Genomic DNA, 25,781 nt, shown 5'->3' on the forward strand with positions numbered 1-25,781 from the left:
GAAAGCGCTCAGTAGGCGTAACGGAGGTGCTTGATCCCGTTGATGAAGTTCGACAGCAGGTAGTCGGGCTCCCCCACCGCCCGGATGTCGGGCAGCCGGGTGAACAGCTCCCGGAACATCACGGTCATCTCGCGGCGCGCCAGGTGGGCGCCCAGGCAGTGGTGCGGCCCGGGACCGCCGAAGCCGACGTGCGGGTTGGGGTCGCGGGTGATGTCGAAGGCGTCGGGGTCGCGGAAGACGGACTCGTCGCGGTTGGCGGAGTTGTAGAACAGCAGCACCTTGTCGCCCGGCCGGTAGCGCATGCCGTTCATGACGTGCTCGCGCGTGACCGTGCGCCGGAACTGGATCACCGGGGTGGCGTAGCGGATGATCTCGTCGCACGCCTTGCCGATGAGCCCCTCGAAGTTGTCGGTCAGCAGCCGCCGCTGGTCGGGATGGTCGGTGAGGAGCTTGAGCCCGTGGGCGATGGCGTTGCGCGTGGTCTCGCTGCCGGCCACCACGAGCAGGATGAAGAACGAGCCGAGCTCCTGCGAGGTGAGCCGCTCCTCGCCGTTGACGAGGAGGCTGACCAGGTCGCCCGTCGGCCGCTTGCGCCGCTCGTCGCCGAGGCGGGCGGCCAGCCGGTTGAGCGAGTAGCCGGCGTGGATGAGCCGGGCCAGCCCGCGCGCCACGTTGAGGCGGGTGAGCTCGGGCCCGATGCCGGTGTACTCGGGGTCGGCGTTGCCGAGGATGACGTTGGTGCGGCGCAGCACCAGGTCGTGCAGGGCGGGCGGGACGCCCATCATGTCGCAGATGACGCGTACGGGGAGCCTGGCGGCGACCTGGGTGACGAAGTCGCGCGGCCCTTCCTTGATCGCCTGGTCCACGATCTCGGCGGCGGCCCGCTCCAGGTCCTCCTCCATCTTGGCGAGGACGCGCGGGGTGAAGGCGCGCGAGACGATGCGGCGCAGCCGGGCGTGCTTCGGGTCGTCCATGTTGATCATCGAGCCGAAGTAGACGGCCAGCCAGCGCGGCATGTCCGGGATGCTGTTGGAGCACGGCTCGCTGCTGAACACCTCGGGCGTGCGGCTCGCCTCGACCACGTCGGCGTGGCGCACGATCGCGTAGTATCCCGCGCCGCTCTTGATGAACGGCAGCGGCTGCTCCGGCACGAACTGGGGCTGGTCGAGGGCGCGCAGCCGCCGGAAGGTCTCCATGCGGTGGGCCTGCGGCAGCGACCAGAACGGAAGCTGCGACAGGTCCATGTCGGCGGAGATGGTCATAACCGCAAAGCCTTGTGCAAGTGCCCACTTACGTCAAGGAGTCCGGCCGGGTACGGGCCGCCAGGATCAGATCGGCGGCCTTCTCCCCGATCATTATGGCCGGGGCGTGGGTGTGGCCGCGATTGAGGGTCGGCATGATCGAGGCGTCGGCGACGCGCAGCCCCTCGACGCCCCGCACCCGCAGCTCCGGGTCCACGACCGAGGCGTCGTCCACGCCCATCCGGCAGGTGCCGACCGGGTGGTAGAGCGTCTCCCCGCGCTCGCGCACCCACCGGGCCAGCTCCTCGTCGCTCTCCGGGCCGTCGTAGGGCGGCATCGGCCCGTCCGCGTACGGCCGCATGGCGGCGGTGGCGAAGATCTGCTTGGCCGTCCTCAGCCCGGCGACCATCCGCCTGAGGTCGCCCTCGCGGGTCAGGTAGCCGGGGTCGACGACCACGTCACGCCCGTTCAGCCCGATCCGGCCGCGGCTCTCGGGCTGGAGCAGCACCACGCCGACGGTCATCGCGTGGCCGGTCGGCGGGGTGAGCCCGTGGTCGACGAACGGGCCCGGCGCGAAGATGAGCTCGACGTCCGGCGCCGGCTCCTCCGGCGAGGTGCGCACGAACGCGACGGCCTCCCCCACGTTCGTGGTGAGCATGCCGGAGCGCAGCACGAGGTAGCGCAGCAGGTTGCTCACGGACTCGGCCTTGCTGAGCGTCACCGGCTGCCGGCAGCGGACGATCACCCCCGACGACAGGTGGTCCTGGAGGTTCTTGCCGACCTCCGGCAGGTCGCGCACCACGGGCACGCCCGCGTCGCGCAGCTCGGCCGCCGCGCCCACGCCCGAGCGCATGAGCAGGTACGGCGAGCCGATCGCGCCCGCGGCCAGGATCACCTCGCGCCGGGCCCGCACCTGGGCGCCGCCGTCGTGCTCGATGCCGACGGCGCGCGAGCCGTCGAACACCACCCGGTCCACGGTCGCGCCCGTGACGAGGGTCAGGTTCGGCCGCTTGAGCGCGGGGCGCAGGTAGGCGTCGGCGGCGCTCCACCGGCGGCCCCGGTGCTGGTTGACGGGGGTGGGGCCGCAGCCCTCGTCGCCGGGGCCGTTCAGCTCGGGCAGCCGGGCCATGCCCAGCTCCTCGCACGCCTTGAGGAAGGCGGCCGTGGTGACGTTGGGGCTGCGCAGCTCGGAGACGTACAGGGGGCCGTCGGTGCCGTACACGCCGCCCGCGTTGCCGCCCTCGCGGTGCTCGGCCCGGTGGAAGTACGGCAGCACCTCGTCGTAGGACCAGCCGGGCACCCCCCACTGGTCGTAGTCGAGCCGGCCGCCGCGCACCCACATCTGCGCGTTGATCGAGGAGGAGCCGCCGACCACCCGGCCGCGCGGCCAGTACAGCTCGCGGCCGGACATCTCGGGCTGCTTGGCGGTGGTGTAGTTCCAGTCGTAGGCGGTCTTGAACAGCTTGTTGAAGGCCGCCGGCATGCGGATCTCCAGCTTGTCGTCCGGGCCTCCCGCTTCGACCAGCGCCACGCTCACCCCGGGGTCGGCCGACAGCCGGCCGGCCAGCACGCACCCCGCCGACCCCGCGCCGACGATCACGTAGTCGTAGTCCATGTGGCTCCTCCGCAGGCCTGAGTGACGTGGTACCTGCTTACTCCAGGCGGCCGGAGGCGTCCATATCCACTTGTGACCCCTGCTACCTACCGGTCGGTATGCCGTCCTGCGAAGATGGCGGCGAGCTCGCTGAGGCTGCGCAGAGGGAGGAAGGCGACATGCTCAACCTGTCCGTCGTGCTGGAGGACAGCGCCAGGAACAACCCGGACGGCGTCGCGGTGGTCTTCGGCGACATGCGCCTGCCGTACTCGATGGTGGACGCGGTCGCCAACCAGGTCGCCAACCTGCTGGTGTCGCGCGGCATAGGCCCGGGCGACAAGGTGGCGCTGGCCTGCCCGAACCTGCCGTACTTCCCGTTCGTCTACTACGGCATCCTCAAGGCCGGGGCCGCCGTGGTGCCGCTGAACGTGCTGCTCCAGCCGCGCGAGATCGCCTACCATCTCGACGACAGCGACGCCAAGGCGCTGTTCTGCTTCGAGGGCACGCCGGAGCTGCCGCTGGGCGAGCGCGGCCGGGCCGGTTTCGAGGCCGCCGAGGGGTGCGAGCACTTCTTCGTGCTGCCCGCCACGCCGCTGGCCACCGAGTCGGAGTACGGCGAGTCGTTCTGGGCGGCCCTGGACGGGATGCCCGGCACGTTCGAGACCGCGGCGACCGCCCCCGACGACACCGCGGTGATCCTCTACACCTCGGGCACCACCGGGCAGCCCAAGGGCGCCGAGCTGAGCCACCAGAACATGCTGATGAACACCCTGGTCTGCGACCAGATGTTCGAGCGCGACATCGAGCGCGACGTCTACCTCGCGGTGCTGCCGCTGTTCCACTCCTTCGGCCAGACGGTGGTCATGAACGTCGGCTTCCGGCGGCGCGCCGCCGTCGTGCTCATGCCGCGCTTCGAGCCGGGCGAGGCGCTGGAGCTGATGCGCCGGGAGGGCGTCACGTTCTTCGCGGGCGTGCCGACGATGTACTGGGCGCTGCTGACGAGGATCCACGCGGACGGCGGCGAGCTGCCGGCCACGCTCCGGACGGCGGTCTCGGGCGGTTCCTCCTTGCCGGTCGAGGTGCTGAAGGACTTCGAGCGCACCGTCGGCGTCCCCATCCTGGAGGGGTACGGCCTGTCGGAGACCTCGCCGGTGGCCAGCTTCAACCAGCCGGGCCGGCCCGCCAAGCCGGGCACGATCGGCACCCCGATCTGGGGCGTGGAGATGCGGCTGGTCGACGCCGAATGGAAGACGGTCGAGGACGAGCCGGGCGAGATCGCGATCCGCGGCCACAACGTCATGAAGGGCTACTACGGCCGCCCCGAGGCGACGGCCGAGGTGCTGCGCGACGGCTGGTTCCGCACCGGCGACATCGCCACCCGTGACGCCGACGGCTACTACGCGATCATCGACCGGGCCAAGGACATGATCATCAGGGGCGGTTTCAACGTCTACCCGAGGGAGCTGGAGGAGGTGCTGCTGACGCACGAGGCGGTCTCGCTCGCCGCGGTCGTGGGCGTGCCCCACGACTCGCACGGCGAGGAGGTCAAGGCGTACGTCATCCGCACCCCGGGCGCGACGATCACCGAGGCGGAGCTGGTCGCCTGGTGCAGGGAGAACATGGCGGGCTACAAGTACCCGCGCATCGTGGAGTTCCGCGACGCCCTGCCCATGACCGCCACCGGCAAGATCCTCAAGCGTGAGCTGCGCTGACGCCGCCCCTCACACCAGGGCGCTCTTGTAGAAGATGCTCGCCTTCCTGGCCCCGGAGGCGCCCGAGGCCAGGCCGAGGCAGAGCCGGGGGCGGCCCGAGGCGATCTGGATCGCCATGCCCTCCGGCTCGCGGTGGTCCAGCGACTTGCCGGCCTGGGTCAGCGCCCGCTGCACCTTGCGGCCGGTACGCAGGTCGACGCAGGTGACGTAGGTGTTGCCCGGCGCCGGGTTGGCCGAGCCGTAGGCGTCGCCGTCGAGCAGGTAGAGGTAGTCGCCGTGGGCCGCGTAGCCCTGGAAGGTGCCGAGGCCGGCCGGCTGGGCGATGTCGTGCACGGGAGTCCGCGAGCCGGACCTGACCGCCTGGAGCGGGAAGACGGCGTAGCGGAAGCCGCCGTGCTTGCGGTAGCGCATGACGAGCCGGCCGGTGGAGGGGTCGATGGCGCACGTGGTGTTGGTCGCGCCGGTCACGGGCGCGTACCGCGTCACGCCGGCGGACGCCGGGGTGATCGTCCGGCCGGAGGCGAAGGCGAACCTGGCCAGCCGGTTGCCCCAGGCGTCGGCGCCGTCGGCGACCGCGTCGGTCTCGGTCCACAGGTAGGCCGACCCGCCCGACGGCTCCACGCCGATCTGCACGCCGTGGCCGAACCCCATGAGGTACATGTGCCCGAGCACCGCGCCACTGAGGCTGAGCTTCGTCAGGCAGAGGTGGCCGGCCGCCGAGCTGCCGGCCCCGTTCTTGACCTGCACCGTGTAGATGTGGCCGTGGGCGTTGTCGAAGGCGAACGACTGCAGGACCGTCTCGTCGTACAGCGCCTTCTTCCAGATCAGGCTCGTGGCGGGCGCCGCCACGTCGAACCGGCCGGCGGCCCTCGCGGCGGCCTCGGCGCCCCTGCCGCCCAGCAACGTGGTCGCGGCGGCCCCGGCGCCGCCCACGAGCAGCCCCCTCCTGGTCAAGGACGATGACATCTCGGACAAGGGTCCTCCACAACGATCGACAGGAGCCCAACACCCTAGCGGGTGATCTCGCCGTGGTAGACACGTGCCATGTCGTCACCCACCGCCCAGCGCCTCAGTGTCGTCCCGTCCGCGTTCGCCGTGGAGCACCTGCCCCACGCGACCTTCCCCGACGACGACGAGTGGATCGCGCTGGTCCGCGCCCCCGAGGGGCTGACCGTGGTCCGCGAGGCGTGGCCGTCGGGCTCGGGCGAGCGCTGGATCGGCCTGTACGGCGCCGCGAGCGCGCACGGCCTCGACGCCCCGGGCATGCTGGCGGCGGTCGTGGGGCCGCTGGCCGAGGCGGCGATCCCCGTCTTCGTCGCCTCGACCTTCCACGCCGACCTCGTCCTCGTGCCGGAGCCGAGGGCCGGGGAGGCGGTGGCCGTCCTCGAAGGCGCGGGGCACCGGGTGGACACCAAGCACCTGCGGTCGTGAACCCGCGCTAGGAGGGCCAGTCCCAGCGCGGCACCTCCCGCAGCGGGTGGAGCTGGTCGTCGGTCTCGGCGTGGGAGTTCTGGAAGGCCACGTGGCTGCCGAACTCGACGTGCTCCCGCAGCGCCTGGCGGAACGGCGCGTCGTCCGGCAGCCCGGCGTCGTCGGCCGCGGCCATGAACAGCTCCACGAAGCGCTGCCGCTGGTCCTCGCGGATGCGCAGCCCCCGGTGGGCCTTGATGAGGGTGGGGAAGCCGCCCATCTCGCGGGTGAAGACGTCCGGGCCGCCGAACGATTCGGCCGTGAAGGCCGTCAGGTGCGCGACGTGGTGCGGGCGGCCGGCGCCGAAGAGCGGCTGGAGCAGCGGGTCCTTCAGGACGCTGCCGTAGAAGAGGTCGACGAAGCGGTGCAGGGCCTCGTGCCCGCCGGCGTGCTCGTATAAGGAGACCATGATTACAGCATTACAAATGCCCGCCGACGCGTGAAGGGGCGCGAGGCGATGCCGCCTCGCGCCCCTTCACCGCGGATCACGGCCAGTCGCGGGCCGGGCGGAGCGGCACGCCGGAGCGGCCGTCCTTGTCCAGCTTGACGCCCAGCACCTGGTGGAGCTGGACCTTGTTGCGCTCGAAGCCCACGATGCAGCCCGCCATGTACAGCGCCCACACCCGGGCGGTGCCCATGCCGACCTCCTCGACCGCGTCGGCCCAGTTGGCGTCGAGGTTGTCGCACCAGTGGCGCAGCGTCTTGGCGTAGTGCTCGCGCAGGTTCTCCTCGTGGCGGATCTCGAAGCCGAGGTCCTCCATCTGGCGGATCAGCCAGCCCACCGACTCCAGCTCGCCGTCGGGGAAGACGTAGCGGTTGATGAAGCCGCCCTTGTTGAAGGTCTTCTCGGCGCCCGTCGGCCGGGTGATGCAGTGGTTGAGCAGCCGGCCGCCCGGCTTGAGCTTGCCGTACAGGAACCGGAAGTAACCCGGCACGTTGGCCTTGCCGATGTGCTCGGTGAGGCCGATGGAGCTGACCGCGTCGAAGCCGCCCTCGGGGACGTCGCGGTAGTCCATGTGGCGGACCTCGCACAGGTCCTGCAGGCCCGCCTCGGCGATGGCCTGCTGCGCCCACTCGGCCTGCTGCTTGCTCAGCGTCACGCCGAGGGCCTTGACCCCGTAGTGCTTGGCGGCGTGCATGACCATGCCGCCCCAGCCGCAGCCGACGTCGAGCAGCCGCATGCCCGGCTTGAGGTCGAGCTTGCGGGCCACCAGGTCGAACTTGGCGTACTGCGCCTCCTCAAGGGTCGAGGAGTCGGTGGGGAAGACCGCGCAGGTGTAGGCCATGGACGGCCCGAGGACCCATTCGTAGAAGCGGTTCGACACGTCGTAGTGGTGGTGGATGGCCTCGGCGTCGCGCTGCTTGGCGTGCCGGGAGCCCAGCCGGGCCAGCGTGCTCTGCCGCATCTCCTGCGGAGGCGGGGGCACCCGCATCAGCAGCGGCTTGACGCCCAGCGCCCGGACCGCCGCGACCTTCTCGGCCGTGGTCAGGTCGTTGGTCGTGATGGTCCACATGCGATCGAGCAGGGTGTACAGGTCGCCGTGGAGGTCGAGGTGACCCGAGACGTAGGCCCTGGCCAGGCCCAGCTCGCCCGGCGCCTGCGCGAGGTAGGCCACCGCGATCGGCGACTTCACCTCAAGACAGAGGTCGGCGCCGTCCGGCCCCGCCTTGCTCCCGTCGTACGCCCGGAAGGCGACCTTCGCCTCAGAGCCGACGATCTTCTCGAAGATGCTTGCCAGAGCCATCTGCTCACCTTCCCCGCACACATTTGTCGTACAGGTCCAGCAGGCGCCCCTCCCGGTCGTATTCCCGTTTGACCGGCCAGTAGGCGCCGCCGTTGTACAGCTCCCAGAACTGCTCGCGGGCGTAGAAGGACGTCGAGTAGAGCGACTTGTGGCCGTCGAGCTCGTGCACGTTGTGCTCGATCAACCGGTTGTAGTAGCCGTCGAACCGTCCCCGCGGCAGCGGGACCATCCCCCAGAAACCGAAGTTCACGTACAGCCGGCCGGGCTCCAGAGGGTAGAGCGGCCAGCGGGACGAGGCCCGCAGCGGGCACATCCACACCGGCGTCATGCCGACCTTGTCGTGGAAGAAGTCGAGGAACTCGGCGCCCCGCTCGACCGGCACCTCCACGTCCTGGATGACCGACTCCTGCACGGGCCGGCCGGCCCAGCGGTCGATCCGCGCCGTCACGCCGTGCCTGCGGTCGAGCGCGACGAGCCGGCGGTAGACGTCGGAGCGCATCCAGCGGCGCGGGATCAGCGAGCGCACGACCGGCTGCTGCACGCCGAAGGCGCGCGAGCACCAGAACCAGTCGGTGTCCCAGCGCCACAGGTAGTCGCGGATCGTCAGCCAGTCGCGCTGGCGGTTGCGGATCGACTGGTAGTAGATGCGCATGCCGGTGTAGTCGGAGACGTACGGGGCGCGCTCGGCGAAGCGGCCGAGCGTGATGTACATCTCCTGCGGGGAGAAGAACACGCCGTCGACGAAGTCGACGGGCTCCCCGTCGTGCTCCATGCGCTCGCAGATCTCCTGCATGGCGAGCATGCACTTGCCGGCGTCCGTGAACGGCAGGTGCGTGAGCCGCACGTACGGCTGGACCGGCTTGAGCCGGATCTTGATGCGCAGCGCGTAGCCGAGCGTGCCGTAGGAGTTCGGGAAGGCGCGGAACAGGTCACGGTGCTCGTTGTCGTCGCGGGCCACGATGACGCGCCCGTCGCCGGTGAGGATCTCCAGCTCCTCGACCGACTCGTGCGGCAGCCCGTCACGGAAGCTCGTGGACTCGATGCCGAGGCCGGTGACGGCCCCGCCCAGCGTGATGGTCTTGAGCTGCGGGACGACGTACGGCATGAGGCCGTGCGGCAGCGTGGCGTCGACCAGGTGCTCGTAGGTCGTCATGCCCTGGACCTCGGCCGTCATGGTCTCCGGGTCGACGCTGATGACCTCGTCCAGGTCGCGCGCGGACAGCTTGGCGGTCCTGCCGCCGTCGCGGAACCGGAAGAGGTTGGAGGTCGCCTTCGCCAGCCGGGGCGCCGCGCCACCGGGGATCTCCGCGTAGGACCGCCGGATCTGCTCTACTGCCCGTTGGTGTGTCGACATCGTCGTCGTCACCTAAGCACCCCCTTGAGCTGGTAGAGATCGTCCGTAAGAAGGTATCTCCCGGGCCAGACGTCGAACAGACCGGGGTCGTTAAAGACTCGAAAACTGTTCTTCGCGCCAGGTGGCCCCATGGGCTCCGAGCTGGGGGCTACACGGACGGTGACCGGCCCGGCCGGCGACGGACCGTCGGGGAGACACCGTTCAGCACGTTCGTCACGGGGCGGCCGTCGAGGACGGCGGCGAGGTTGGCCAGCACCGACTCCAGCAGGCGGCCGGTGGACCCGGGGGTGACGCCGGCGACGTGCGGCGACAGCAGGACCCCGGGCAGCTCGCGCAGGGGATCGTCGGCGGGCGGCGGCTCGGTCTCGAACACGTCGAGCGCGGCCCCGCCGAGGTGGCCGTCGCGCAGCGCGGCGGCCAGCGCGTCCTGGTCCACGACCCCGCCGCGGGCCGCGTTGACCAGCAGGGCGCCCGGCTTCATGCGGCGGGCGTCGATGACGCTGCGCGTCTCGTCGGCCAGCGCCACCACCACGACGAGCACGTCGGACGCCGACACCAGCGTCTCCAGGTCCACCTGGCCGGGCTCGTCGCGGGGCGTGCGCGTCCAGTACGACACCTCGCAGCCGAACGCGCGGAACAGCCGGGCGCAGGCCGCGCCGATCGGGCCGAACCCGACGATCCCGACGCGCCTGCCGTTCAGCTCGCCCGGCTGGAGCGACTGCTGGGGCCAGCCGCCGGCACGGACGGCGGCGTCGGCGTCGGCCAGCCGGCGCACCAGCGCGAGCGCGGCGGCCACGCACCACTCCGCGACCGCCGTGGCGCTGACGCCGGCGGTGTTGGCGAGGGGGACGCCGGCGGCGGCCAGCGCGGCCAGGTCATGGCCGTCGACGCCGACCGACGGCTGCTGCACGAACGCCAGCCGGGGCGCCGCCGCGACGGCCTCCGCGTCGAGCGCCAGCTCGGCCGTCCAGTCGCCGACCACGATCTCGGCCTCGGGCAGGGCGGCCAGCAGCGCGGCGCGGTCGCGGGAGGCGGGCGCCCGGACCTCCACCCGGTCGCCGAGCGGGGCCATCAGGCCGCGCAGCGCGTCCTCGGGAAGCGGCGCCAGGGCGAGGAGGTTCCAGGGCGTCATGCCCCTACGGTAAAGCTGCCGATCACCTGCCGCATCAGCGTCGCGCTGCGCCGCCACTGGGCCTCGGCGACCGTCCAGGACAGGATGTAGGAGGTGTCGCCGGCGACGACGGCCCGCCGCAGCTCCCGGTAGCGCACGCCCGGCCGGGCCCACGGCGTGTCCGACCCGGGGCCGGCCGTGTAGACGAACTCGCACTCGACCGCCTTGACGCCCCGGTGCATGACGGACCGGCGGCCCGCGACGCGCAGGTCGGGGGCGCCCTGGCGGAGCAGCGTCTCGGCGTCCTCGATGAGCTGGGCGGCGTCGCGCTGGACGTAGACGGCCTGGACGCCGAGGTGGGCGGCGCCGTCGCGGCGCGTCCACTCGGTGTAGGCCTCCTTGCGCGCGCCGCGCCATCCGAACGGGCGGGCGATCGTCCAGCCTTCGCGCGAGGTCCAGGTCCGCGTCAGGGGGACGGTCCTGGTGCGCGTGGGCGTGGGCGTGGCGCTGGGGGTGACGGCGGCGGGCAGCGTGGTCGCGGTGACGGTGGCGGGCGCGCTGGGCAGAGGGCTGGTGGCGGCGCGCTGCGCGATCGTGGAGGTGCCCTCGGCGGGCGGCACCAGGTTGAGGTAGGCGACCGTTCCGCCCGCGAGCACCAGCACCGCGGCCGCGGCGGCGGCCAGCAGCGTACGGCTGGAGCGGCGGCGCGGCGTGCCCTCGTCGGGCGCGTCCATGTCGGCGCCCGCGGGACGGGAGGCGATGACCTCGGCGAGCAGCCGGTCGGCCTCCTCGGCGGTCAGCCGCTCGTGCGGCTCCTTGCGGAGCAGGCCCTTGAGCACCGGGTGCATCGCCGGCGGGATGCGGCGGTAGTCGGGCTCCTCGTTGAGCAGGGCGTTGAGCGTGGCCATCGCCTCACCCCGCTCGAACGGCGAGCGGCCCACGAGCGTGGCGTACAGCGTGGCGCCGAGCGACCACAGGTCGGAGGGCGGCCCGGCCTCGGCGGCGCGCACCCGCTCGGGCGCGAGGAAGCTCGGCGAGCCGGTGACCATGCCGGTCCGGGTCAGCGAGGAGTCGCCCTCGGCGGTGGCGATGCCGAAGTCGGTCAGCACGGCCCGGCCGTCGTCGGCGAGCAGGATGTTGCTCGGCTTGACGTCGCGGTGCAGGATCCCGGCCTCGTGCGCGGCGCGCAGGGCGGACAGCACCTGGCGGCCCACGTCGGCGGCCTGCCGGATGGGCAGCGCGCCCGTGGTGGCGACGACCTGCTCCACCGAGGGGTGGGAGACCAGCTCCATGATGATCCAGGGCCGGCCGTCCTCCTCGACGACGTCGTAGACGGCGACGACCGACGGGTGGTTGAGCCGCGCCGCCGTACGGGCCTCGCGGGCCGTGCGCAGGAGGATGTTCTCCTGTTCCGCGCGCGGCAGCCCGTCGGGCAGCAGCACTTCCTTGACCGCGATCTGCCGGTTGAGCAGCGTGTCGCGGCCTTCCCAGACGACCCCCATGCCACCGCGCCCCAGCTCGCGGAGTAACTGGTAACGCCTGGCGATCAGCGGCGTGCTATCCGAAACCATGTCCTACCCCTGTAGACCACCCGATCAGTGGGCAAGTTTCCCATACCTCTCCTTGCTTCGCCGGAAGGTCGCAAAGGTGGCTTGCGACAGCTCACCGAATGTTGTTCTACTGGGGTCCGGGCGGGACCGGCCCGCGGCCCGCATCACCGAGGAGACGCCCATGTCCGAAGGCCGTCAGGGACCGCTCGCCGGCGTGCGCGTGCTGGAGCTCGCCGGGCTCGCGCCCGGGCCGTTCGCCGGCATGATGCTCGCCGACCACGGGGCCGAGGTGCTGCGGATCGACCGCGTCGCCGCCGTCTCGGCGGCCCCGCGCTCCGACGTCATGGATCGCGGCAAGCGGACGATCGGGCTGGACCTCAAGGCTCCCGAGGGCGTGGCCGCGTTCAAGGAGCTGGCCCGCCGCGCCGACGCGGTCATCGAGGTGTTCCGGCCCGGGGTCGCGGAGCGGCTCGGGATCGGCCCCGCCGACCTGCACGCCGTCAACGAGCGGCTGGTCTACGGCCGGATGACCGGCTGGGGCCAGGACGGCCCCCTCGCCGCCACCGCCGGGCACGACATCGACTACATCGCCGTCGCGGGCGTGCTGTCGCAGCTCGGCCGCGCCGGCCAGCCGCCGACGCCGCCGGTCAACATCCTCGGCGACTTCGCCGGCGGCGGCCTCATGCTCGCCTACGGCATCCTGCTCGCCCTGGTCGAGCGCCAGCGCACCGGCCTCGGACGGGTCATCGACGCCGCCATGGTGGACGGGGCCGCGCTGCTGTTCGCGATGTTCTACAACGCGGCGCAGAGCGGCGGCTGGGGACCGCGCGGCACCAACCTGCTCGACACCGGCGCCCCCATGTACGACACGTACGAGACCGCCGACGGGGGCCACCTCGCGGTGGGGCCGCTGGAGCCGAAGTTCTGGGCGGAGATGCTGACCCGCATGGGCCTGGCCGGCGACCCCGGCCTGCCCGACCGCGGCGACCGGGCCCAGTGGCCCGCGCTGAAGGCCCGGCTGGCCGAGGAGTTCCGCAAGCGCACCCGGGCGGAGTGGGAGGCGGTCTTCGAGGGGTCGGACGCGTGCGTGGCGCCGGTGCTGTCCATGGCGGAGGCGGCCCGGCATCCGCACAACGTGGCGCGTGGCGCGTTCACCGAGGTGGGCGGGGTCGTGCAGCCCGTGCCCGCGCCGCGCCTGCTCGGCGTGCCGGAGCCGGACCTGTCGCCGGCCACGCGCCTGGAGGACCTGTCGTCGTGGGGCATCCCGGCCGAGACCGCGGCCAAGCTGCGCGCCCAGGGCGTGCTGGCCTGATCCGGCCGGCCGCCTGCCCCGCCGGTCCCGCCGGTCCCGGGTCTCCCGCCTCACCGGCTCCTATCGCGGGACGGCCCCGTAGGCGGAGTAGTCCTTCAGCTCGACCGAGTCGTGCAGGCGCACCCCCTTGGCGGCGAGCTTGCTCGCGGCGCGGCTGAGCCCGCTCGGCAGCCGCCCGACCAGCCAGGTGGTCCCCGCGAGCAGCCCGAGATCGAGAGCGGTGCCCGGGAGCAGCCGCCTGGCGGCGTTGAGCGCGAACGAGCGGCTGCGGCGCACGTAGTCGCCCATCGCCGCCTCGTAGGCCGGGAAGGCCCGCGTGTGGTCGCCGCCGGCCGCGGCCAGCTCGCCCGCCAGCACGTACGCGCCGACGACGGCCAGGCTCGTGCTGCCGCCGACCGCGGGGCCCGGGCAGTGGCCGGCGTCGCCGACGAGCGCCACCCGGCCGCGGGTCCAGGTGTCGAGGGTGAGCTGGGTGATCGAGTCGAAGTAGAAGGCCGAGGCCCGGTCGGCCTCGTCCAGCAGGCGGGGCACGTCCCACCCCAGGCCGGCGAACCGCTCGCGCAGCAGCTCCTTCTGCCGCGCGGTGTCGCGGTGGTGGTAGTCGAGCTGTTCGGGCGTCCGGAACAGGAACAGCGCCCGGGCGCCGTCCAGGTGCGCCGCGCTGTACAGGCCCGCCATGCGACCGACGCCGGTGATCCCCTCCATGCGGCCGTCGAGCCCGCGGTAGTTCGGGATGGTGGCGACGGCGAGGTAGGCGCCGATCCAGCGGGTGTGGGCGGACTCGGGGCCGAAGACCAGCCGGCGGACGTTGGAGTGCAGGCCGTCGGCGCCGACGACCAGGTCGAAGCGCCGGGCCTCGCCGCGCTCGAACGTGACGAGCCCGTCGCCGCCGACGGAGGCGATGGAGTCGTCGAAGACGTACTCGACGTCGTCGCGGGTGGCGTCGTAGAAGACCTCGCTGAGGTCGTCGCGCATGATCTCGACGTGGCGGTCGGAGACGGTCGCGACGAGTTTGCGCATGTCCATCTCGACGGGGCGTCCACGGCCCTCGATGTACATGGTGATGTGCTCGGTGCCGGTCTTGCGGGCGGTGACGGGCCCGATCAGGCCCATTCTGTCCACGATGTCCATGGCGGGCCGGAACAGGTCCACGGCGTGGCCGCCGGTCTTGCGCAGCGCGGGGGCGCGCTCGACGACGGTGACGTCGAAGCCGTGGCGGCGCAGCCAGTACGCCAGGACGGGTCCGGCGACGCTGGCGCCGGAGATGAGTACATGCATGGCGAACCTCCTTACTTAACGGATGGTAAGTGGCTGCGCCGCGGGCGCGCAAGGACTTACTTAACGATAGGTAAGGGATAGGCTGCAGGCATGGCGAAGCCGACCGACACGCGCACCCGCATCCTCGCCGTCGCCCGCGAGCTGTTCGTCCGGCAGGGCGTGCGCGAGACCAGCCTGCGCGAGATCGCCGACCGCCTCGGCATCACCAAGCCGGCGCTCTACTACCACTTCGCCTCACGCGAGGACCTGGTGCGCAGCATCGTCGAGCCGATGATGGACGGCATGGAGCGCTTCGTGGCCGAGCGCGAGCCCCGCGACGGGGCCGGGCCCGCGGCGCACGATCCGCGCGAGCTGCTCGGCGACTATTTCGACCTGGCCTGGGAGCACCGCGACGTGCTCGTCATGGTGATCCGCGAGCTGCCCGTTCTGGCCCCGCTGGAGCTGGGCGAGCGCATGTTCTCCTGGCGGCGGCGGCTGATCCTGCTGCTGCTCGGGCCCGAGCCGACGACCGCCGCCCAGATCGCCGCGACGGTGGCGCTGGGCGGCATGTCGGACTGCGCGGTCGAGTACGCGCACCTGCCGCTGGAGCAGGTCAAGGGGCCGGCGGTCGAGGCCGCCGTCGCAGCCCTGACCGCCGTGCCGGCCTAGACGGCGATGTGCAGGTCGGCCCCGCCGGGGTGGTGGATCTCCAGGTCCGTCGTGAACGCCCGGGCCGGGGCCGCTCCCGACTCGGTGTGCGCCCACACCCGCTGCCACGCCTCCACGATGGCCTGCGGCATCTGCCCCCGCGCCTCGAACAGCAGCGTCTTGGCCGCCGGCACGCGCACCGCGACCATGCCCTCGGGCAGCCGCACCACCGTGCGCACCCCGGTGCCCACGATCTGCGTGTAGGCGCCGTTGTGGTCGCTCTCGTAGTCGGTGAGCACGGCGTACAGGTTCTCGTCGATCCGTCCCGGCACGTGCGCGAACGCCCCCGGCGCGCCGGCCCGCCGCCACAGCGACGGCAGTTTCGCCCTCGACGGGTCCATCTCGTCGGCGTTCGTGGTGCGGATGGCGAAGCCGACGACGATCAGCTCGTCGCGGTCCGTGATCTCCACTGGGCCCCTCCTCCCCCTCGGGTGTCCGGGCCGATCATAAGCCCCCCAGAACGGGGAAAACCCCTGAATAGGCCTGTCACCGCATAAGATGGACGAACGTGAGATTTCTCAACGGCATCGAGCCGCACCACGACCTCACCTACAGCGACGTGTTCATGGTGCCGTCGCGCTCCTCGGTCGGATCCCGGCTCGAGGTCGACCTGTCGACCTCCGACGGCACGGGCACGACCATCCCGATCGTCGTCGCCAACATGACGGCCGTCGCGGGCCGCCGCATGGCCGAGACCATCGCGCGGCGCGGCGGCGTCACCGTGATCCCGCAGGACATCCCCATCGACGTCGTCGCCGACGTCGTGGACTGGGTGAAGAAGCGCGACCTCGTCCACGACACCCCGCTGACGCTCACCCCGCACGACACCGTCGGCGAGGCGCTGCAGCTGCTGCCCAAGCGGGCCCACGGCGCGGTCATCGTCGTCGACTGGGACAACCGCCCCGTCGGCGTGGTCACCGAGGCCGACTGCTCGGACGTCGACATGTACACCCAGCTCGCGCAGGTCATGTCGAGCGAGCTGCTGACGCTGCCCGCCGGGCTGGAGCCGCGCGCCGCGTTCGAGCGGCTGCACGAGGGCCGGCACCGGCTGGCGCCCATCGTGGACGGCGACGGCCGGCTCGTCGGCATCCTGACCCGCACCGGCGCCCTGCGCGCCACCCTCTACAAGCCCGCCGTGGACGCCTCCGGGCGGCTGCGCGTGGCCGCCGCCGTGGGCGTCAACGGAGACGTCGCCGCCAGGGCCAAGGAGCTCCTCGAAGCCGGCATCGACTGCCTGGTCGTCGACACCGCCCACGGTCACCAGGACAAGATGATCTCGGCGCTGCGCGCGGTGCGGGCCCTCGACCCGGGTGTCCCCGTGGCGGCCGGCAACGTCGTGACGGCCGAGGGCGTGCGCGACCTGGTCGAGGCCGGGGCCGACATCCTCAAGGTCGGCGTCGGCCCGGGCGCCATGTGCACGACCCGGATGATGACCGGGGTGGGCCGGCCGCAGTTCTCGGCGGTGCTCGAATGCTCCACCGAGGCCCGCCGGCTGGGCCGGCACGTGTGGGCCGACGGCGGCGTGCGCCACCCGCGCGACGTGGCCCTCGCCCTGGCGGCCGGAGCGGCCAACGTGATGATCGGGTCGTGGTTCGCGGGCACGTACGAGTCGCCCGGTGACACCCGCACCGACGCCGACGGGCGCAAGTACAAGGAGAACTTCGGCATGGCCTCCGCGCGCGCCGTGCGGCTGCGCACCGCCGAGGACAGCCCGTTCGAGCGGGCCAGGAAGGCGCTGTTCGAGGAGGGCATCTCCACCTCGCGCATGTACCTGGACCCGCGGCGGCCCAGCGTGGAGGACCAGATCGACGCGATCGTGGCTGGCCTGCGCTCGGCCTGCACGTACGCGGGGGCCCTGACGCTGGAGGAGTTCCACGAGCGGGCCGTCGTGGGCATCCAGGGCAGCTCCGGCTACGCGGAGGGCATGCCCCTGCACCAGAGCTGGTGAGCCCGGGCCCGGACGTGGCAGCCGGTGGGCCCGGCTCAGACGCGGCGCCAGCCGCCGGCGGCGTGGATGCCGCCGTCCACGTGGAGCGTCGTGCCCGTGACGAAGCGGGCCAGGTCGCCGGCCAGGAACACCGCTGCCGCCGCCGCGTCGGAGGGCTCGCCGAGCCGGCCGAGCGGCGGCAGCCGCACGGGCTCGAACGGCGGCGCCTCCGCACCCCCGGGCCGGCCGGCCGCGCTCCGACCGGCCTCGGCGGCGCGCACGGTCGCGCGCATGGCCAGCTCGCCCTCGGTGGGCAGGGCGTCGGGGGCGATGGCGTTGACGCGGACGCCGCGGGGCGCGAGCTCCAGCGCCAGCGAACGCGTCAGGCTCTCCACCGCCGCCTTCATCGCCGCGTAGATCGCGAACCCCGGCGCCGCCTGGTGCGCCTCGCTGGACGTCACGTTGATGATCGACGCGCCCTCGCCCATCATCGGCAGGAATCTCCGGATCATGCCGGTGACCTGGGTGAAGTTCTCCTCCACGAGCGTGCGCTCACCGCGTTCGGAGGTGCCCTGGAACGACGCGTGGAAGGTGCCGCCCGCGTTGTTGACCAGGACGTCCACCCGCCCCCACCGCTCCCGCACGGCCCCGGCGAACACCTCCACGGCCACCGGGTCGCGTACGTCCAGCGTCATCGCGAGGTCGCCGGCCGGCGGCGTGACGCGGTCGCACACCGCCACCTCGGCGCCGAACGCCGCGAACGCCGCGGCGATCGCGCGGCCCAGCCCGCGCGCCCCGCCGGTGACCACGGCGACGCGCCCGGTGAGCAGGATGCCATCAGGTGAAAGGGCGGCCATGGACGCTGACGATATCCCGAGCGCATAGAGTCGTCGGGTTGCCCGTTCACAAGGTCGACACCAGCATCAGCAATCGTCTATCAGGAGCACTTCGTGGCACTCGACAAGCCGGAAATCGACTTCCCGGAGGGCCAGCCGCCCGCTGACCTCGAGATCGTCGACATCGTCGAGGGGGACGGCCCCGAGGCCAAGCCCGGTCAGAACGTCAGCGTCCACTACGTGGGCGTCGCCTTCTCGACCGGTGAGGAGTTCGACGCGTCGTGGAACCGCGGCCAGGCGTTCGAGTTCCCCCTGGGCGGCGGCCGGGTCATCGCCGGCTGGGACCGCGGCGTCGCGGGCATGAAGGTGGGCGGCCGGCGCAAGCTGGTCATCCCGCCGCACCTCGGCTACGGCAACGCCGGCGCCGGCAACCGCATCAAGCCGGGAGAGACGCTCATCTTCGTGGTGGACCTCCTGGGCGTGCGCTAGCCGTCACGGCACCGCACCGCACGACCTCCGGCACGGCCGGGCCTCCCTCGGGGGCCCGGCCGTCGCCGTCTCCCGGTCGCGGCGCGGCGGCACGAATCGGCGGGACGAGTCGGCGGCTCGAATCGGTGGCATCCCGAGGTGGGGAAATGTCGGTGTCGTGAGGCACCATAGGCGGTGTGCTACTGATCGACGTGGTGCGGGTCTCGGAGGCGGTGACGCGGACCTCGGCCCGCCTGGGCAAGATCGGCCATCTGGCCGAGCTGCTCGGCAGGGTGGGCCCCGGAGAGGCGGAGATCGCGATCTCCTACCTGTCCGGTGAGCTGCCCCAACGCCAGATCGGGGTCGGCTGGAGCACCCTCCGTGACCTGCCCCAGCCCAAGCTCGCCGCCACGGCCACGCTGGCCGGCGTCGACGAGCGGCTGAGCGCGATCAAGGCCGTGTCCGGTCAGGGCTCGCAGGCGGCGCGCAAGGGGCTGGTCGACGAGCTGTTCGCGGGGCTGACGAGCCAGGAGCAGGCGTTCATGCTGCGGCTGCTCAGCGGCGAGCTGCGGCAGGGCGCGCTCGACGGCGTGATGATCGAGGCGGTCGCCAAGGCGTCCGGCGCGCCGTCGCCCGACGTGCGGCGGGCGCTGACGCTGCGCGGCTCGCTGCCCGCCGTGGGCGCCGCGGCGCTCGCGGGCGGGGTGGAGGCGCTGCGCGGGTTCCGGCTGGAGGTGGGGCGGGCGGTCTCGCCCATGCTGGCCGGGAGCGCGCCCAACGTCGCCGCCGCCCTCGCCAAGGCGGGCGCGCCCGCCGCCCTGGAGTGGAAGCTCGACGGCGTGCGCGTGCAGGCCCACCGTTCCGACCGCGAGGTGAGGGTCTTCACCCGCACGCTCGACGACATCACCGCGCAGGTCCCCGAGCTGGCCGAGGCCGTGCTGGACCTCCCGGTGGACGACGTGGTGCTCGACGGCGAGGTGATCGCGCTGCGTCCCGACGGGCGGCCGCACCCGTTCCAGGTGACGGCGAGCCGCGCCACGAGCAAGCTCGACGTGGCGCGGCTGCGCGAGCAGACACCGCTCAGCGTGTTCTTCTTCGACGCGCTGCGGGTCGCCGGCGAGGACCTCCTCGACCTGCCGTACGAGCGCCGGCAGGAGGCGCTGAGCCGCACGGTGCCGCCCGAGCTGCTGACGCCCCGGCTGGTCACGGCCGACGTGGCCGAGGCCGAGCGGTTCTTCGCCGACGTGGTCAGGGCCGGCCACGAGGGCCTGGTGGTCAAGTCGCTGTCCTCCCCCTACGCGGCCGGCCGCCGGGGCGCGGGGTGGGTGAAGGTCAAGCCGCGCCACACGCTCGACCTCGTCGTCCTGGCCGCCGAGTGGGGGCACGGGCGGCGCCAGGGCAAGCTGTCCAACCTGCACCTGGGCGCCCGCAACCCGGAGGGCGGGTTCGTGATGCTCGGCAAGACGTTCAAGGGCCTGACCGACGAGCTGCTGGCCTGGCAGACCGAGCGGTTCCTGGAGCTGGCCGTCGGGCCGACCGACGCGTGGACGGTGACGCTGCGCCCCGAGCTGGTGGTGGAGATCGCCTTCGACGGGGTGCAGCGCTCGCCCCGCTACCCGGGCGGCATGGCGCTGCGCTTCGCCCGCGTCCTGCGCTACCGCCCCGACAAGCGGGCGGAGGACGCCGACACGGTGGAGACGGTCCGTTCCCTCATGCTGTGACGCGCTCCCCGGCCGCCGTCACATGCCGGGGATGACCACATCGCCGGACCAGCCGCGGATGGCGTAGGTGCCGAGCTTGCGCACCTTGCCGGTGGTGACGTCGACGGCGTACGCGGTCTCCCCCAGCCGGGGCGTCTCGCCCGGCTTCCAGCGGCTCTCGACGACCTGGCTGACCATCACCTCGGTGGGCCCGCGCCAGGACCCGATCCGCCACGGGGAGAACCCGGCGGGCGCGTCGCGGAACTTCACCCTGCGCAGCACCTCTCCGGTCGTCGCGTCCAGGGTGACGATCGTGTCGACGGGCCGCGACTGGACGGTGGCGTCACGCGCCGCCCCAGGACTGTCCAGATAGGCCACGGTGCGCCCGTCGGGAGCCAGCGGGCTCAACGACTCCTCGAGGGAGCCGGTGAAGGGCCGCACCCGGCCGTCCTCCAGCAGGCCGTACCGGAGCCGGTCGTTCTCGACGATCACCCGGTCACCGCCGCGGGCCACGGTCATCGCCTGCCAGCCCTGCGGCACGTCCGTGACCCGGCCGGTCTCCATGTCGACGACGGCCCGCAGCCGGCCGTTCAGGACGAGGTAGCGGCCCTCGGGCGAGAGGGTGACGAACGGCGCGTTCTTCACCATCTCCTGGTGCGACACGGTCTGCGGGCTGAGCCAGATCTGCCCGCTCGCCAGCTCCCGGACCGCGAACCTCTCGTCCTTGGGGCTGTAGTAGGCGATCCGGCGGCCGTCGGGGGTGATCATCAGGGGGGCGGCGGTGTTCATGTAGTTCGCCGTGGTCTGGTCGAGGTAGACGCCCGCCGCCTCGGGCACGCGGTACGTCCGGCCGTCGCGGGTCACCACCTTCCACTGCACGCAGTCCCGGCCGGCGAAGGAGCCCCCCTTGCCGGGACTCCACTTCTCCCCGCACCAGTCGTAGTAGGCGTAGCTGAGGGGGCCCACGCCGGAGGCGGGCAGCGTGCCCCTGTCCGCGGTCTCGTGGACGACCGTGGCCGTCCGGTCGCCCCGGACCTGGCCCTCCAGTCCGTACCAGGTGAACGTGCCGGCGAGGCACACCGCCAGGCCGCCCGCGGCGAGGGCGGTCCGGCGGCGACGGCGCGTCGCGCGGCCGGCGGCGACGGCGCGGCGCACGTCCACGGTCGTCGGCGGCTGCTCCTCGGCCGCCAGCGTGTCGAACAGGTCCTTGGTGTCCATCAGCGCTCCTCCGTGTGCGTCAGGTGCCGGGGGGACTCGTGGGAGTAGGACGGCCCGAGCCGCGCGCGCAGGGCGGCCAGGCCGCGGGCGGTCTGGCTCTTGACGGTTCCGGTGCTGCACCCCAGCACGTGAGCGGTCTGCTCGACGCTCAGGTCGCAGTGGAAGCGCAGCACGAGCGTGGCCCGCTGGCGCGGCGGCACGGCCGCCAGGGCCCGGCGCAGGTCCATCGCGAGGTCATGGTTCTGGCGGGGGGCGGGGGCGGCGGGGGGCGCGTCGGTGACGCGTACGCGGGAGAACCAGCCGCCCCGCTGCTCGGCGAGGAAGACGCGCACGAGGATCACCCGGACGTAGGCGTCGAGGTCGTCGGCGGCGCGGGCCCGCCGCCACTTGACGTACAGCCGCGTGATGGCGCTCTGCACGAGGTCGTCGGCCCGGTGCCAGTCCTGGCACAGCAGGTACGCCACCCGGCGTAACCACGGCAGGCGCCCGCTCACGTAGGCGGTGTACTCGTCATCGGGGTTCATCGGGCTCCCAGGGTGGTCCCGGGGGGATCGTTCTTCTCACGCCCACCTGATGCGCCGGGCCGGGCGGGCGGTTGCACCGTATCGGGCGTTCTTCAGACAGCCGCGCCCCCCGGCGAGCTGCCGGGGGGCGCGGAGCCGTCGTCCGTGGAGGCACCGGACGAGCCGGGGGCGCGGGCCCGTGGTGGCCGCATGGCGGCGCCGCCGGTCAGCGGGGCAGCGCCTGCACCAGGGCGGCGACCACGGCGTCCAGGGCGATCAGCAGGACGAGTCCCGCCGCGAAGGCGTGCGGCACCGTGCCGAGCGAGCCGTAGAAGACGAGGCCGACCAGCGCCACGCCGATCGCGCCGCCCGCCTGCTGAGCGGTGCTCAGGACGCCGGACGCCGCGGCGGCGTCGGCGCCGGCCACGCCGTTCAGCGCCAGGGCCGGCAGCGGGGCCATGACCAGCCCCATCCCGGCGCCGGCGATCACCAGGCCGGGGATGACCCAGCCGACGGGGCCGTGCTCGCCGAGGGCGGTGACGGTCGCGGCGAGGATCGCGTACCCGAGCGCCATGGTGAGCGCGCCGGCCGCGACGACCTGCCGGCCGAGCAGGGCCGCGACGCGAGCTGCCCGGGTCGAGGACAGGAAGTAGCCGAGGCCGAGCGGAAGGAAGATCAGCCCGGAGTCCAGGGCGCCCAGCCCGCGCCCGTTCTGCAGGTAGAGGGCGAGGATCAGGAAGAACGAGCCCATCGTCATGGCGTGCAGCAGGCCCACGCCCACGCCCGCGGTGAACGAGCGGTTCAGGAACAGCGCCGGGTTCACCAGGGGCACCGCGATCCGGCGCTGGCGCAGCGCGAACACCGCCAGCAGGACGACCGCCGCGCCGAGGCACAGCCAGGTCCACGCCGGCCAGCCCTGCTCGCGCCCCTGCACGAGCGGGTACACGATCGCGACCAGGCCGAGCGAGACCAGCACCGTGCCGGCCAGGTCCAGCCGCGCGCCGGCCGCGGCGCGGGACTCGGGGACGAGCCGGGGGATCAGCGCCAGCGCGAGCGCGCCCACCGGCACGTTGATCAGGAAGATGGTGCGCCAGCCCAGCCCGGCGACGTCGGCGTTGATCAGCACGCCGCCGATGAGCTGGCCGAACACGCCGCCGAAGCCCATGGCGACGCCGTAGGCGTTGAACGCCCTGGCCCGGCGCTCGCCGGTGTAGGCGGTGTTGACGATGGCCAGGACCTGCGGCATCAGCAGCGCGGCGCCGACACCCTGGGCGATCCGCGCGCCGATCAGGACCCCGGCGGTGGGAGCCGCCCCGCACGCCGCCGAGGCCAGCGTGAAGAAGGCCAGGCCGGCGGCGAACATCCGCCGCCGGCCGTACAGGTCGCCCAGCCGCCCGGCGGTGATCAGCCCGGCGGCCAGCGCGACGCCGAACCCGGCGACGACGAACTGGATCTGGGCGGGCGTGGCGTTCAGGTCGCGCTGGAGGGCGGGGATCGCGACGTTGACGACGAAGAAGTCGAGGGTGGTGATGAAGACTCCGGCGAGGAGGACCAGCAGGGTGCCCCAGCCGGGAACCGCCGCCCGTACGGGGGCGAGCACGGGTGCCTTGACGGCGGACATGGTCGTTCCTCCTGCTTCTGCCTGGTGCCGGCTGCCTGCGCCGGCCGCTTGCGTGATCGACGATGACGCGTGCGGCGGTGTCGCGGCAATGACGCGGGAGGTAATGGCGGAGATGACGTGCCGGGTCATGGAACGGCGGCTCTTTGTCGCGTCTCGGCCATGTCCGTACGAGATCAAGATGCAAGATCAATAGCGAAGATCTCTCGAAATGACGGATCAAGAAATCACAGAAGGCAAGAAAAGATCAAAAAGCGCCCTATCTGCGCATATGGCCATGATCGCCACTTCACACCAAACTTGACCGCAGAGTGGGATATATCACTCAAGGTCACATTAACTTGCCTTTACCTGGCTTTGGTCGCATATCTTCGTCCACGCCGCGGAGCTCACCGCCCCGCCCGCGGGATAGGCCCGACGTGTGTGCGCCCCCTGACCCCCCATCCCCCGTCTGGCCCTTCCCTGTCCTGTCCCCTACCTAGGACCGTGGTTCCCCTTGGGTCAGCACTCCCAGAAGCCCGCCTCCCAGCACCCCCGGAATTCCTCCCAGCACCCCGGGAAGCCCTCCTCCCGCCACCCCCTGAGCCGGTTGACGGCTCCCGGCAGGCGCCGCTGGACCACCGTGGCCGCCGGCGCCGCCCTCCTGGCCGCCGCGTCCACCACCGCCTGGGCCGTCTCCGACGACGAACCGCCCACCGCCCCGGCCCTCGCCTCCGGCGTCTCCCCCGTCACGACGACGACCACCCCCGCCGTCACCACGCCGACCTTGGCCCTTCGTACCGCGGCCGCCCCCGTCCCGGCCACGACGCCGTCGTCCACGCCGGAGACCGCCCGTACGTCCGCGGCCCGGCCCCCGGCCCCCGCCGAGCCCGCCACCGAGGCGAAGCCGAGAACCGCCGCGGCGAAGCCGAGGACCGCCGCGGCCCCCGTCGCGGCGGCCAGGACCAGGACCGCCAAGGCCCGCACCGCGACGGCCGCCAAGCACACGGCCAAGAAGCAGAAGGTCGTGGCCTCGGGCACCTGCGGCGCCTCCTACTACGCCGAGGGCCGGATGACGGCCAGCGGCGAGCGGTTCAACCCGTCGGCGATGACCGCCGCCCACAAGACGCTCCCCCTGGGCAGCCGGGTCCGCGTCACCAACCCGCGCAACGGCGACTCGGTCACGGTGCGCATCAACGACCGCGGCCCGTACGTGGGGGGTCGCTGCCTCGACCTGTCCCGCGCCGCCTTCGCCGCCATCGGCGACATCGGGGCGGGCGTGATGCGGGTCAAGTACGAGGTCCTGGCCCGCTGACGCCTCCGGCCGCCGTACAGGCGCCGCATGACCAGGTGACGCCCGCGAACGCCGGCCGCCTCACCCCCCAGCGGCGGGCTACTTCACCATCCGCAGCGTCAGCGGGTACCGGAACGCGCCGTGCGACAGGGCCGAGATGCCGCCCACCACCGACAGGACGAACGCCGCCACCCAGATCACCGGGACGAGCACGATGCCGACGAACGTCAACGGCAGCAGGATCGTCGCCCCGAGCAGGGTCAGCTGGAAGTTCAGCGCCTCCACCGCGTGGCTCCGGATGTACGGGGACGTCTTGCCCGCGGTGAGCATGAGCAGGAGCGGCCCGATGACGGGGAAGCCGAACACCGCGAGCAGGTGGGCGGCCGACGCGCCGAGGCGTTCGGCGCCGTCCGTCGGCACCTGCGGGCGCGCCGGCGCGGACACCTGGGGTCGCGCCATGGGCACGGCCTGCGGGCCGTACAGCTCGGTCATGATGGGCATCAGGTCGCCGTGCGTGCGCGCGGTCATAGCGCGCTCCAGGCGCTCGTCGAACTCCAACTTGTCGAAACGGCCCTCCGCGTAGGCCGTCTTCACGTGTTCGACGACGTGCTCACGGTCCTGGTGGGTGACGCGCAGGTGTGCCGGCGGCACCTGTCCCGGGCCCGGGGGGGTGGGTACCCCAGCCATGGCGACCATGCCTCTCCTTTGGATCGAGCTGTCATCGTCAATACTGCTGCGTTCCGGATTTGGCCGCCATCGGGAAAATCCCGGATGTGTCCCCTAGATCAGCCCCGACGCGCCGGTCGCTTCGACGGTATAAAAAGGATCCATGAGATGGCGAGACCGCTATGGCATCCGGCGGCTGCGCGGTTCCAGGGTCGCGAAGTTCGACCGCGAGGCGACGGACGCCGACATCGAGGCGCTCATCGCCTTCGCCCGGTCGCGGCGCGGCGTCGAGTTCTACGTCGAGCCGGAGACGTTCGCCACGGACACCACGGCCGTCGCGGTGGCCGACGACGGCGAGTGGACGCGGCGCCGGGTCGGTTCCCCGGGGGTCATCCACAAGGTGGCCCGGGATCTCGCGCTCCCGGTGTACGACGTCCAGCTCACGGGCTATCCGCCGCGCATGCGGGCGTACAACGAACGCCGTCGTCGCGAACAGGACGGCGTCTGACCGGAAAGCG

At 72.6% G+C, this 25,781-nt stretch carries 25 protein-coding genes; 9 read left to right on the top strand and 16 right to left on the bottom strand.

Annotated features, from left to right (window positions below):
- Positions 1-8: 8 nt before the first annotated feature.
- Both HT134_RS23330 and HT134_RS23335 read right to left on the bottom strand, forming a co-directional pair.
- Positions 9-1,262 carry a cytochrome P450 gene (locus HT134_RS23330; protein WP_175602559.1) on the bottom strand — a complete coding sequence of 418 codons (1,254 nt, stop codon included), beginning with the start codon at positions 1,260-1,262 and terminating at the stop codon, positions 9-11.
- 28 nt (positions 1,263-1,290) lie between these two features.
- Positions 1,291-2,856 carry a GMC family oxidoreductase gene (locus tag HT134_RS23335; RefSeq protein ID WP_175602560.1) on the bottom strand — a complete coding sequence of 522 codons (1,566 nt, stop codon included), beginning with the start codon at positions 2,854-2,856 and terminating at the stop codon, positions 1,291-1,293.
- A 158-nt stretch (positions 2,857-3,014) separates the two neighbouring features.
- Here HT134_RS23335 and HT134_RS23340 point away from each other — a divergent pair, with 158 nt between their 5' ends.
- Positions 3,015-4,547, top strand: coding sequence for a long-chain-fatty-acid--CoA ligase (locus HT134_RS23340; RefSeq protein WP_175602561.1), 1,533 nt, complete (start codon positions 3,015-3,017; stop codon positions 4,545-4,547).
- Positions 4,548-4,556: 9 nt separating this feature from the next.
- Here HT134_RS23340 and HT134_RS23345 read toward each other — a convergent pair whose 3' ends face one another.
- Complete coding sequence (locus tag HT134_RS23345; RefSeq protein WP_217708222.1) at positions 4,557-5,513, bottom strand: phage baseplate protein; 957 nt, start codon at positions 5,511-5,513, stop codon at positions 4,557-4,559.
- A 78-nt stretch (positions 5,514-5,591) separates the two neighbouring features.
- Here HT134_RS23345 and HT134_RS23350 point away from each other — a divergent pair, with 78 nt between their 5' ends.
- Entirely contained in the window at positions 5,592-5,978 is a 387-nt protein-coding gene (locus tag HT134_RS23350) for an ACT domain-containing protein (protein WP_175602563.1), read from the top strand.
- A 7-nt stretch (positions 5,979-5,985) separates the two neighbouring features.
- Here the strand turns inward: HT134_RS23350 and HT134_RS23355 are convergent, their stop codons facing one another.
- The 5 genes from HT134_RS23355 to HT134_RS44785 form a co-directional block, all read right to left on the bottom strand.
- Entirely contained in the window at positions 5,986-6,426 is a 441-nt protein-coding gene (locus tag HT134_RS23355; RefSeq protein WP_175602564.1) for a group II truncated hemoglobin, read from the bottom strand.
- A 76-nt stretch (positions 6,427-6,502) separates the two neighbouring features.
- Complete coding sequence (locus HT134_RS23360) at positions 6,503-7,762, bottom strand: SAM-dependent methyltransferase (RefSeq protein ID WP_175602565.1); 1,260 nt, start codon at positions 7,760-7,762, stop codon at positions 6,503-6,505.
- 4 nt (positions 7,763-7,766) lie between these two features.
- On the bottom strand, positions 7,767-9,116 hold the full coding sequence (locus HT134_RS23365) for an FAD-binding oxidoreductase (protein ID WP_175602566.1): 1,350 nt from the start codon (positions 9,114-9,116) through the stop codon (positions 7,767-7,769).
- A 148-nt stretch (positions 9,117-9,264) separates the two neighbouring features.
- Positions 9,265-10,248: an NAD(P)-dependent oxidoreductase gene (locus HT134_RS23370; protein ID WP_175602567.1), complete on the bottom strand. Its 984-nt coding sequence runs from the start codon at positions 10,246-10,248 to the stop codon at positions 9,265-9,267.
- Complete coding sequence (locus HT134_RS44785; protein ID WP_217708223.1) at positions 10,245-11,798, bottom strand: serine/threonine-protein kinase; 1,554 nt, start codon at positions 11,796-11,798, stop codon at positions 10,245-10,247. The genes HT134_RS23370 and HT134_RS44785 overlap by 4 nt, the downstream gene beginning before the upstream one ends.
- A 160-nt stretch (positions 11,799-11,958) precedes the next feature.
- Between HT134_RS44785 and HT134_RS23380 the strand changes: the two genes are divergently transcribed.
- Positions 11,959-13,089, top strand: coding sequence for a CaiB/BaiF CoA transferase family protein (locus tag HT134_RS23380; RefSeq protein WP_175602568.1), 1,131 nt, complete (start codon positions 11,959-11,961; stop codon positions 13,087-13,089).
- Positions 13,090-13,149: 60 nt separating this feature from the next.
- On the opposite strand, the gene HT134_RS23385 is transcribed toward HT134_RS23380, so the two are convergent.
- A complete protein-coding gene (locus HT134_RS23385) occupies positions 13,150-14,367 on the bottom strand; it encodes an FAD-dependent monooxygenase (protein WP_175602569.1) in 1,218 nt (405 codons plus the stop codon).
- A gap of 90 nt (positions 14,368-14,457) precedes the next feature.
- On the opposite strand from HT134_RS23385, the gene HT134_RS23390 reads away from it, so the two are divergent.
- Positions 14,458-15,015 carry a TetR/AcrR family transcriptional regulator gene (locus HT134_RS23390; RefSeq protein WP_175602570.1) on the top strand — a complete coding sequence of 186 codons (558 nt, stop codon included), beginning with the start codon at positions 14,458-14,460 and terminating at the stop codon, positions 15,013-15,015.
- Here the strand turns inward: HT134_RS23390 and HT134_RS23395 are convergent.
- Positions 15,012-15,464 (bottom strand): GyrI-like domain-containing protein, encoded by a 453-nt coding sequence (locus tag HT134_RS23395; protein ID WP_175602571.1) that lies wholly within the window; start codon positions 15,462-15,464, stop codon positions 15,012-15,014. The genes HT134_RS23390 and HT134_RS23395 overlap by 4 nt on opposite strands.
- A gap of 98 nt (positions 15,465-15,562) precedes the next feature.
- Here HT134_RS23395 and HT134_RS23400 point away from each other — a divergent pair, with 98 nt between their 5' ends.
- Positions 15,563-17,002, top strand: coding sequence for a GuaB1 family IMP dehydrogenase-related protein (locus tag HT134_RS23400; RefSeq protein WP_175602572.1), 1,440 nt, complete (start codon positions 15,563-15,565; stop codon positions 17,000-17,002).
- A 35-nt stretch (positions 17,003-17,037) separates the two neighbouring features.
- Here HT134_RS23400 and HT134_RS23405 read toward each other — a convergent pair whose 3' ends face one another.
- Entirely contained in the window at positions 17,038-17,838 is an 801-nt protein-coding gene (locus HT134_RS23405) for an SDR family NAD(P)-dependent oxidoreductase (RefSeq protein ID WP_175602573.1), read from the bottom strand.
- A gap of 93 nt (positions 17,839-17,931) precedes the next feature.
- On the opposite strand from HT134_RS23405, the gene HT134_RS23410 reads away from it, so the two are divergent.
- Both HT134_RS23410 and HT134_RS23415 read left to right on the top strand, forming a co-directional pair.
- A complete protein-coding gene (locus HT134_RS23410) occupies positions 17,932-18,306 on the top strand; it encodes an FKBP-type peptidyl-prolyl cis-trans isomerase (RefSeq protein ID WP_175588096.1) in 375 nt (124 codons plus the stop codon).
- A 176-nt stretch (positions 18,307-18,482) separates the two neighbouring features.
- On the top strand, positions 18,483-20,006 hold the full coding sequence (locus HT134_RS23415; RefSeq protein WP_175602574.1) for an ATP-dependent DNA ligase: 1,524 nt from the start codon (positions 18,483-18,485) through the stop codon (positions 20,004-20,006).
- Positions 20,007-20,024: 18 nt separating this feature from the next.
- Here HT134_RS23415 and HT134_RS23420 read toward each other — a convergent pair whose 3' ends face one another.
- From HT134_RS23420 to HT134_RS45880, 4 genes are all read right to left on the bottom strand, one after another.
- Positions 20,025-21,203 (bottom strand): TolB-like translocation protein, encoded by a 1,179-nt coding sequence (locus HT134_RS23420; protein ID WP_175602575.1) that lies wholly within the window; start codon positions 21,201-21,203, stop codon positions 20,025-20,027.
- On the bottom strand, positions 21,203-21,727 hold the full coding sequence (locus HT134_RS23425) for a SigE family RNA polymerase sigma factor (protein ID WP_175602576.1): 525 nt from the start codon (positions 21,725-21,727) through the stop codon (positions 21,203-21,205). Before HT134_RS23425 ends, HT134_RS23420 begins: the two co-directional genes overlap by 1 nt.
- 205 nt (positions 21,728-21,932) lie before the next feature.
- Positions 21,933-23,327, bottom strand: a complete 1,395-nt coding sequence (locus HT134_RS23430) for an MFS transporter (RefSeq protein WP_175602577.1) — start codon at positions 23,325-23,327, stop codon at positions 21,933-21,935.
- 498 nt (positions 23,328-23,825) lie between these two features.
- Positions 23,826-24,317, bottom strand: coding sequence for a hypothetical protein (locus HT134_RS45880; RefSeq protein WP_175602578.1), 492 nt, complete (start codon positions 24,315-24,317; stop codon positions 23,826-23,828).
- A 13-nt stretch (positions 24,318-24,330) separates the two neighbouring features.
- Here HT134_RS45880 and HT134_RS45885 point away from each other — a divergent pair, with 13 nt between their 5' ends.
- Positions 24,331-24,618, top strand: coding sequence for a septal ring lytic transglycosylase RlpA family protein (locus HT134_RS45885; RefSeq protein WP_175602579.1), 288 nt, complete (start codon positions 24,331-24,333; stop codon positions 24,616-24,618).
- Positions 24,619-24,696: 78 nt separating this feature from the next.
- On the opposite strand, the gene HT134_RS23445 is transcribed toward HT134_RS45885, so the two are convergent.
- Entirely contained in the window at positions 24,697-25,284 is a 588-nt protein-coding gene (locus tag HT134_RS23445; RefSeq protein WP_175602580.1) for a DUF1707 and DUF4870 domain-containing protein, read from the bottom strand.
- 142 nt (positions 25,285-25,426) lie between these two features.
- Between HT134_RS23445 and HT134_RS23450 the strand changes: the two genes are divergently transcribed.
- Positions 25,427-25,771 (top strand): hypothetical protein, encoded by a 345-nt coding sequence (locus HT134_RS23450; protein ID WP_175602581.1) that lies wholly within the window; start codon positions 25,427-25,429, stop codon positions 25,769-25,771.
- The last annotated feature ends 10 nt before the right edge of the window (positions 25,772-25,781 follow it).

It is taken from the genome of Nonomuraea rhodomycinica (assembly GCF_013363995.1).
Lineage (GTDB): Bacteria > Actinomycetota > Actinomycetes > Streptosporangiales > Streptosporangiaceae > Nonomuraea > Nonomuraea rhodomycinica.